The 7,258-nt window shown below is 60.4% G+C and carries 6 protein-coding genes and 4 pseudogenes; 5 read left to right on the top strand and 5 right to left on the bottom strand.

Translation table 11 applies throughout. From position 1 onward, the window contains the following. Window positions 1-185, top strand: a pseudogene (locus BVER_RS05000) (IS5/IS1182 family transposase); the annotation flags it as partial. Between the two features lie 74 nt (window positions 186-259). Here BVER_RS05000 and BVER_RS04995 read toward each other — a convergent pair. From BVER_RS04995 to BVER_RS04980, 3 genes and pseudogenes are all read right to left on the bottom strand, one after another. Beyond that, window positions 260-1,222 (bottom strand): annotated as a pseudogene (locus BVER_RS04995) (NAD(P)/FAD-dependent oxidoreductase); the annotation flags it as partial. A gap of 31 nt (window positions 1,223-1,253) precedes the next feature. Continuing rightward, window positions 1,254-1,562, bottom strand: coding sequence for a non-heme iron oxygenase ferredoxin subunit (locus tag BVER_RS04985; RefSeq protein WP_050452336.1), 309 nt, complete (start codon window positions 1,560-1,562; stop codon window positions 1,254-1,256). A 39-nt stretch (window positions 1,563-1,601) separates the two neighbouring features. Beyond that, a pseudogene (locus tag BVER_RS04980) lies at window positions 1,602-2,673 on the bottom strand (fatty acid desaturase family protein). A 146-nt stretch (window positions 2,674-2,819) separates the two neighbouring features. Here BVER_RS04980 and BVER_RS33425 point away from each other — a divergent pair. Together BVER_RS33425 and BVER_RS33420 are read left to right on the top strand one after the other, a co-directional pair. Continuing rightward, window positions 2,820-3,371 (top strand): LacI family DNA-binding transcriptional regulator, encoded by a 552-nt coding sequence (locus BVER_RS33425; protein WP_232316386.1) that lies wholly within the window; start codon window positions 2,820-2,822, stop codon window positions 3,369-3,371. Window positions 3,372-3,374: 3 nt separating this feature from the next. Next, complete coding sequence (locus tag BVER_RS33420; RefSeq protein WP_232316385.1) at window positions 3,375-3,872, top strand: substrate-binding domain-containing protein; 498 nt, start codon at window positions 3,375-3,377, stop codon at window positions 3,870-3,872. Between the two features lie 4 nt (window positions 3,873-3,876). Here BVER_RS33420 and BVER_RS04970 read toward each other — a convergent pair whose 3' ends face one another. Next, window positions 3,877-4,515: a TetR/AcrR family transcriptional regulator gene (locus BVER_RS04970; protein ID WP_050452335.1), complete on the bottom strand. Its 639-nt coding sequence runs from the start codon at window positions 4,513-4,515 to the stop codon at window positions 3,877-3,879. Between the two features lie 101 nt (window positions 4,516-4,616). Between BVER_RS04970 and BVER_RS04965 the strand changes: the two genes are divergently transcribed. Beyond that, a complete protein-coding gene (locus BVER_RS04965; protein ID WP_050452334.1) occupies window positions 4,617-5,456 on the top strand; it encodes an NmrA family NAD(P)-binding protein in 840 nt (279 codons plus the stop codon). Between the two features lie 60 nt (window positions 5,457-5,516). After that, a complete protein-coding gene (locus tag BVER_RS04960) occupies window positions 5,517-5,774 on the top strand; it encodes a hypothetical protein (RefSeq protein ID WP_050452333.1) in 258 nt (85 codons plus the stop codon). On the opposite strand, the pseudogene BVER_RS04955 reads toward BVER_RS04960, so the two are convergent. Beyond that, a pseudogene (locus BVER_RS04955) lies at window positions 5,769-7,172 on the bottom strand (HdeD family acid-resistance protein). The gene BVER_RS04960 and the pseudogene BVER_RS04955 overlap by 6 nt on opposite strands. Between the last annotated feature and the right edge of the window lie 86 nt (window positions 7,173-7,258).

Raw genomic sequence — 7,258 nt, 5'->3', positions numbered from 1 at the left:
TCAAGGGGCAAACCGGCGACGCGCTGCATGCGGTGCTGTGTGCGGCCGGCTACAACCTGCGCTGGCTGCTGCGCGCGATCGTTCGTCTGGGCCTTGGCCCTATATTCTTTTTGCTGCTCGCGTGGGCGCGTTTTCAGCTCAACGTCATGCCTCAACCTCTACTCGTGCGCTGCAGACCTGGCTGAGATGTGCGTTTACGTCTGCACCAGACTGCGTCGTTGGGTCCATTCCGGCAAATTCAATTTTGCAGGCCAGACTATTGATCCGACCAGAACCACGGCGTATCGTCATAGCCTGCATGCTGACCAAGCATGTTGCACGCCGCGATGCGTGCCTGCGTTTCGGCGTTGTGCCATGTCTCCTGACGAATCGGCTGGCCAGACAAGCGGCTTGGAAAGATCGCCACGTCGCCCGCGGCAAAGATGCCTTGTGCAGACGTCTCGAGTTCCGCGTTCACGATCACGCCACGATTCACGGCAAGACCAGAAGCGCGCGCGAGTTCATCGGCTGGCTCGATGCCTATGCCGACCAGAACCGTTTCCGCGCGCAGACTCGAACCATCGGCAAGCAAGACTTCGAGCGTGCCATCGCTCAGGCGTTCGATCGCGACCGGCATCGTATCGACGCGTACGGACACGCCGTTGTGTTCATGCAATGCCTTGACCTTCGACGCGATATCGGCAGGCACCGCACGTCCTAGCAAGCGCGACGCGCCTTCGATCACGCAGACGTCGCAACCGCGCTTGCGCGCCGACGCCGCCACTTCGAGTCCGATGAAGCCACCGCCCACGATCACCACGCGCGCGCCTGCTACGAAGCGTTGCGCGATGCACGCGGCATCGTCGAGCGTGCGCAGCGTGAGCACGCCTTCTAGGTCCGCGCCTGGAATCGTCAGGCGCCGGACATGGCCGCCCGTCGCGAGCAGCAGCGCTTCGTAAGCGATGACACGTCCATCGTTCAAAACGATCTCGCGCGATTCGTGCGCGATGCGTTCGACCTTCGCGACGACATGCTCGATACGATCGGCTTGCTACGCATCGGGCGTGCGCAACTGACAATGCGATGCTTCGCGTTCGCCGGTCAGCAATTGCTTCGACAACGGCGGACACTCATACGGCAGATGCGTCTCCACGCCGATCATCACGATGCGCCCTTGCCAGCCGAATTCGCGCAAGGCCTGCGCCACGCGGCCGCCGACATGTCCTGCGTCGACGATCACCATCGCGCGTGCGTTGGAATCGACGCTCGTCACGTCACACCTCGATCAGAATGCGACCGCCTTCCACTTTGGCGGGATAAGTCCTGAGCTTTTCGCAGACGGGCGCGCAGAGCGGCCGGCCGTCGCGGATATCGAAGCGTCCGTTGTGCTTGGGACATTCGATCACATGGTCCATCACAAAACCATCGCTCAGATGAACGTGCTCGTGCATGCACAGGCCATCGCTCGCATAGACCGCGTCGTCCACGCGATAGATGGCGAAGGTGCGCCCATCGTGATCGAAGCGCGTCACGTCTTCGTCGTCGATATCGTCGAACGCCACGGTGTCGATCCATTGCGTCATGGGGCGTGTCTCCTGCTTCTTAGAATGATGGATATTGCGTCACACTTGCGCGGCAACGGGCATCGGCCGCTCGACGTGATAGGACGGATCGCGCGTCTGCCGCAGCAACGTAGGAATGATTTCCGCGTAAGCGGCAATGGTGCTCGAATAAGGCGGCGGCATATCGTGCTTGACCACTTCATGCAGACGCGGCAACGCGTGATACGGCACCATCGGGAACATGTGATGTTCGACGTGGTAATTCATGTTCAGATAGAGAAACCGGAAGACCGGATTCATGCGGATGGTGCGGCAGTTCTTGCGATGATCGAGCACGTTTTCCGGCATGCCCGCGTGTTGCGTCAAACCGAAATACTAGTAAAGCCACGCGCCGTAAAGACTCGGCAAGCCGACATAAAGCAAGGGCAAGACGCTTTTGAGCACGACGCACATTGCAATCACGACGGCGTAAATCGCCAGCCAGATGCGCGCCTCGCGAATCACCGCTGGCCATTCGGATTCGGGCACGAAGGTCTTTTCTTCATCGCCGATATCGCCGAACGCCGAGCGAACGAACTTCGGCAATTCGTTGACGACATGCTTGAGCGCAAATACGTTAAGCGCCAGACCGAGCCAATCCGTCGGCACTTGCGCGCCGATTTCCGGATCGCGTCCGACAACCAGCGTATCGGTGTGATGACGCGCATGACTCCAGCGCCAGATCGTCGGACGACGAAACACCTGAAACGACGCGGCTTGATACAGCGCCTTGTTCATCCAGCTCGTCTTGAACGCGGTGCCATGACCGGCTTCGTGCCAACGCGAATCGGCTGGGCTGCAATAGAGCGAGAAAAAATGCGGGAACGGCCCACCACGAATGCGCGCGCCAGGCGAAATAGGCCAGCACGCCGCTCGCGACGATGCATGCGTACCAGATCACCGTATCTCGGATCGCGCGTGCGTCTTCGCGCTGAATGAGGGTCTTCATCACGGGACGTGGAACGGCGCACTTGTACCACTCCGCATTGGCTAGGCCTGCCGCCTTGGCACGGTCGCCGGCTCCGCCGATCAACCTATACGCGCGATGACGCGCCTGTGCGTCCGCACCTTCGAAATGCCCTGATTCCATCATGTCGCCTCATCCGATGATTGGATTTACATCATTTAGTTTTTGTTGAATCGATGATAGAAGGCGTAATCAGGCTGCGCAATAACTCTGCGAATTTGCTATCTTTAGGCATCATCGCGCCTTTATAAAATCCATCATTTACATCAAAGATGAGCAAGCGCCCTACGCTGCAATCGGTCGCGGATGCCGCTGGCGTCAGTCCGGCCACGGTGGATCGCGTATTCAATGGTCGGCTTAGCGTGCGCGAAGGCACGGCTTTGCGCGTGATCGAAGCGGCGGAGCGCATCGGCTACCACGGCGCGGATTTGATGCGCGAACGGCTGCGCGCGCAACTCGGCGAACGCAACGAGCGCTATACGCTGGGGTTTTGTCTACAGAAACGTGCCGATCCGTTTTATCAGACATTTGCGCGCATCCTGACCGAAACCGCCGCGTATCACGAACCCGAACGCTGCACTGCGGTGATCGAATATATGGATGAACTCGATCCGGCATCGATCGCGCGCACGTTGCTGTCTCTAGGCGAGCAAGTGGACGCGCTCGGCGTCGTAGCCGTTGATCATCCGCATGTCACGGCGGCCGTCGAGGCGCTGCACGCGCAGGGCAAGCCTACGGTCACGCTGTTATCCGATCTGAGCGCGCCGTTGCGTGCGGGTTATATCGGCGTGGATCCGCGTAAAAGCGGCCGCACGGCAGCATAGGCAGTGAGCCGTCTGACGCGCCGCGACACCGGCACGGTCGGCGTATTCGTCGGCACGCCGCGCTATCTCGGTCAGGAAAGCTGCGAGATCAGTTTCAGGTCTTATCTGCGCGAACATGCGCCGGGGCTGCGCGTGCTCGATACGCAAATTAATCTCGAAGACAAACAACTCGCGTATGAGGCCACGCTTGCCATGCTGGCGCGTCACGACGATCTCGCCGGACTCTACATTCCCGGCGGCGGCGTGGGCGGCGTGATTCGAGCTTTGCGCGAAGAAGCAGCGGGACGGCGCATCGTCACGGTCTGCTCTGATCTGATGCCCGATCGCCATGACGCGCTCGTCGATGGCGTGATCGATCTCGTCATCGATACGCCCTTGCAGCGCATTGCAGAAACCGCCACGCAAGCGATGCTGCGCGCCTTGCAAGATTTGCCGGGCGAAGCCGCGCAAGCGAGTCAGTATCCCTTGCCCGCGCAACTCTATACGCTCGAAAATGTTTAAGCGCTTAGCAATCTTCCATTGCTCGCAGGCTCATTTGCTTGTACGCATCCACTAAAAGCGCACCTTCCGCGCGTTTATGCGCAATGGCGAGCCGCATGGTTTCCTCGCCCAATTGCCAGATCAGAAACGCGAGCGGGCCGACGCGTTTTGCATCGGCGTTCGGCTTGACGCGTCGGATCGCGGCAGCCAGCAGCGCGCCGCATGCCTTGCTCTCCGCGAGCTCGATATTCATCAGTTCCTTGTCCGAACGCATCGCGGACGAGATATCGCGCATCACCGGCTTCTCCATCACGATTCGGTAATACACATCGACGAGATCGGAAAAGGCCTTGAGCAATTCCTTCCGATTGCGCACGGATTCCAGCGCTTCACGCACACATGCCCTGCTTTGCGCGCCATACGTTTCCGCAAGCGAGCGGACGATTGCGCGCTTGTCGGGAAAATATTGATAAAGCGAGCCGATCGATATCTCCGCCAGATCGGCGATCTCGCTCATCTTCACGTGCTCGCTGCCCTTCTCGGCGATCAGGTTCTGCGCGACCTCCAGAATGCGCTCGAGCCGCTCGCGGCTGCGCTGTTGCGTGGGCTGCCGCCGTGACGCCGCGTTGTCGGCATTCGTCTGCCGAGGCTTTTTCTCTTGCATGCTGGTTTTCCCTCGATCGATTCGGCTTGACTCTCAAACGTGAGTATCTATCATGTTTTTAACGTGAGCAACTCTCACGTTTTAATTTCAAGGAGCCAGCCATGTCGATTTCGCATTCAGATGAAGCCCCCATCCTCGTTCTCGGCGCTAACGGCAAGACCGGAAGCCACGTCAGCCAGCGTCTGCGCGAGATGCAACGCAATGTGCGCGCGGTCTCACGATCGACGCATCCGCGCTTCGACTGGAACGATCGCGCGACGTGGGACGCCGCGCTGCAAGGCGCGAACAGCGTCTACGTCACGTATCAACCGGATCTCGCGGTGCCCGGCGCACTGGAAACCGTAAGTGCGTTTTTTGAAATGGCCGTCGAGATGGGAGCGACGCGCATCGTGCTGCTGTCGGGTCGTGGCGAGGAAGAAGCGCAAGCGGCCGAGCATGCATTGACGCAAATCGGCGCGCGCTGGACGATCCTGCGTTGCAGCTGGTTCATGCAGAACTTCAGCGAAAGCTTTCTGCTCGGACCCGTGCTCGATGGCACGCTTGCGCTGCCCATCGGCAACATCGCCGAGCCGTTCGTCGATGTGGACGACATCGCTGACATCGCCGTTGCCGCGCTGACGCAACCCGGACACGAGCAGCAGCTATACGAACTGACCGGCCCGCGCGCGTTGTCCTTCGCCGATGTCGCGGCTTGCATCGCACGTGAAACAGGACGCGAGGTTCGCATCGAGCCTATTGCGCCCGATGCATTCCGCGTGGGCCTGCTGGACGCCGGCGTGCCGCCGCCCGAAGTCGATCTGGTGCTCTATCTATTCACGACCGTACTCGATGGCCGCAACGAAAAGCCCGCCGACGGCGTGCGTCGCGCGCTGAATCGCGAACCGCGCGCGTTCGAGGACTATGCGCGTCGATGTACGGCAAGCGGCGTCTGGAATCCATGAAATAAGGCACCTTGAAGGCACGCTGAACGAATCGGTCACGATTTCGCGTAGACTGTGCAGATGGAAAAGTGCCCTTACTGCGAGCGAATCCGTGACGAATGGGACTGTCACGGGCAAGAGTGCCGCACCGCAATCGCCCGTGCGCTGCGTCGTCAGCGCACGGGTTTGCCATTGGTGGCCAAGGTCATTCGCAACGAGATTCCGCCAGGCGCGAGCACGGGCGAAGTCATCGCTCAGCTTTCGCGGCAACGGTTACGGGCGCGTCGCGCGAACGAAGAACGACGCGCGAAAAAGGAAATGGACGATCTCGATCTATAAGGCGTTCGCAGGCGGATCGATCTGCGAAGCGCGATTCCCTTCATCGCGCCAGGCGCGGCGCGATGCCCGCATCGTCGTCAGCGCCATGCGCGCGACCTTGAGCCATCCGTAAGGACGCGGATCCGCCACCATGCTGAGCGCGCGCGCATAGTCGAGCGTGAGTCCCGGCGTCCACGCCATCGTCACCGCGCGCTTGCGGATTTGCGCGGCCACCCATAGCTCGGGCGTGACGATCATCCTGAACAACACGCCCCAACCCGTACGCGCGCCGTGCAGACGTCCCGCCGCGCCTTCCAGCGCGACTTCGAGCGCGCGCGACACGCTGCTCGAACAATTGCGATGCGTGAGGTTATACGTCGTATCCGTGCGATACACGCGCCAGAAAGACGTCAGCCGCGCCGGATCGTAATTGCGGATACGCACGCGTACCGTCGACGGACACCATGCTTTCGATTCGATCGGATAGCTCGGCTGAAATTGCCCGGGCACGTCGTTCTCGTGCGTGGCGCGTAGCAGTCGCGCAAAATCATCAGGACTACGATCGATTTCGATTGCAGGATACAGACTGATATACACGTCGCCGGGCGCTTCGAGCGCGGCGTGTCCTGTCGATATCACGCCATTGCGATCCACCGCCGCGATATATCGATCCACAATCGGATGCCATTGCGTTTGCGCCTTCGACGAGCCGACCGGCGTCCACACATGCACGGTCAGCGCGGGTTCGTCGTCGGCGGGCGGGCCGTCCCATTCATGCGCATCGAACGCGGGACGATTCGCATCGATCGCCGCGCCCGATGCGCTCGCCACTTCCGCGCTTGCATCGCCCCACACTGCCGGATTGCTCGTCAGCTTGCGCACGCGCAATGCGATCAGAATGACGTTTCATCCCGCGAACATAAACAGCAGGCCGATGCAATACGGCACCGTGCCGACGTAATGCGTCGGATACGGTTGAAACATGAATACGGCAAGGGCAATTTCGAAGATCGCAAAGCCCAACGCAACGCGCCAGCGCCGATAACGCACCACCAACGCGGAAGCGGCCTGCAACAGGCCATCGCTAAGAAAAGCCGCGCCGATCACTAAAGACAAAATGAAATTGCCGTGATGCGAGCCTTCGAGTACGAGCACGGCGGCCAGCACGAACACGATGCCTTTCGCATAACGCAACCTGCGCTGTCCGCCGACGCCCGCCCACGCAACGGAGAGCGTCGCGATGCCTTCGATCAGCAGCACCCAGCCGACCAGCGCGATAGGAAAGCCAAACGCGCCATCGAGCGCATCGATAAATACGCCGATGCCCGCGACGAGCAGCAGCCAGCCGATCGCCATCAGACTGCGCCAGCGGTTGCGCAAATAATCCACGCCCAAAAGGATCATGATCAGTTTGACCATCGCGTCCGTCTCTGGGAAGAAGGTATGCGTATGGTAGTGCAGATACCCACTGGCCGTTTTACTTATGACCATTCGAATCCGGCGCG

This window comes from Candidatus Burkholderia verschuerenii, from assembly GCF_001189365.1.
In the GTDB taxonomy this organism is placed as follows: Bacteria; Pseudomonadota; Gammaproteobacteria; order Burkholderiales; family Burkholderiaceae; genus Caballeronia; species Caballeronia verschuerenii.
This window is presented reverse-complemented; position numbering and strand designations above follow the sequence as displayed.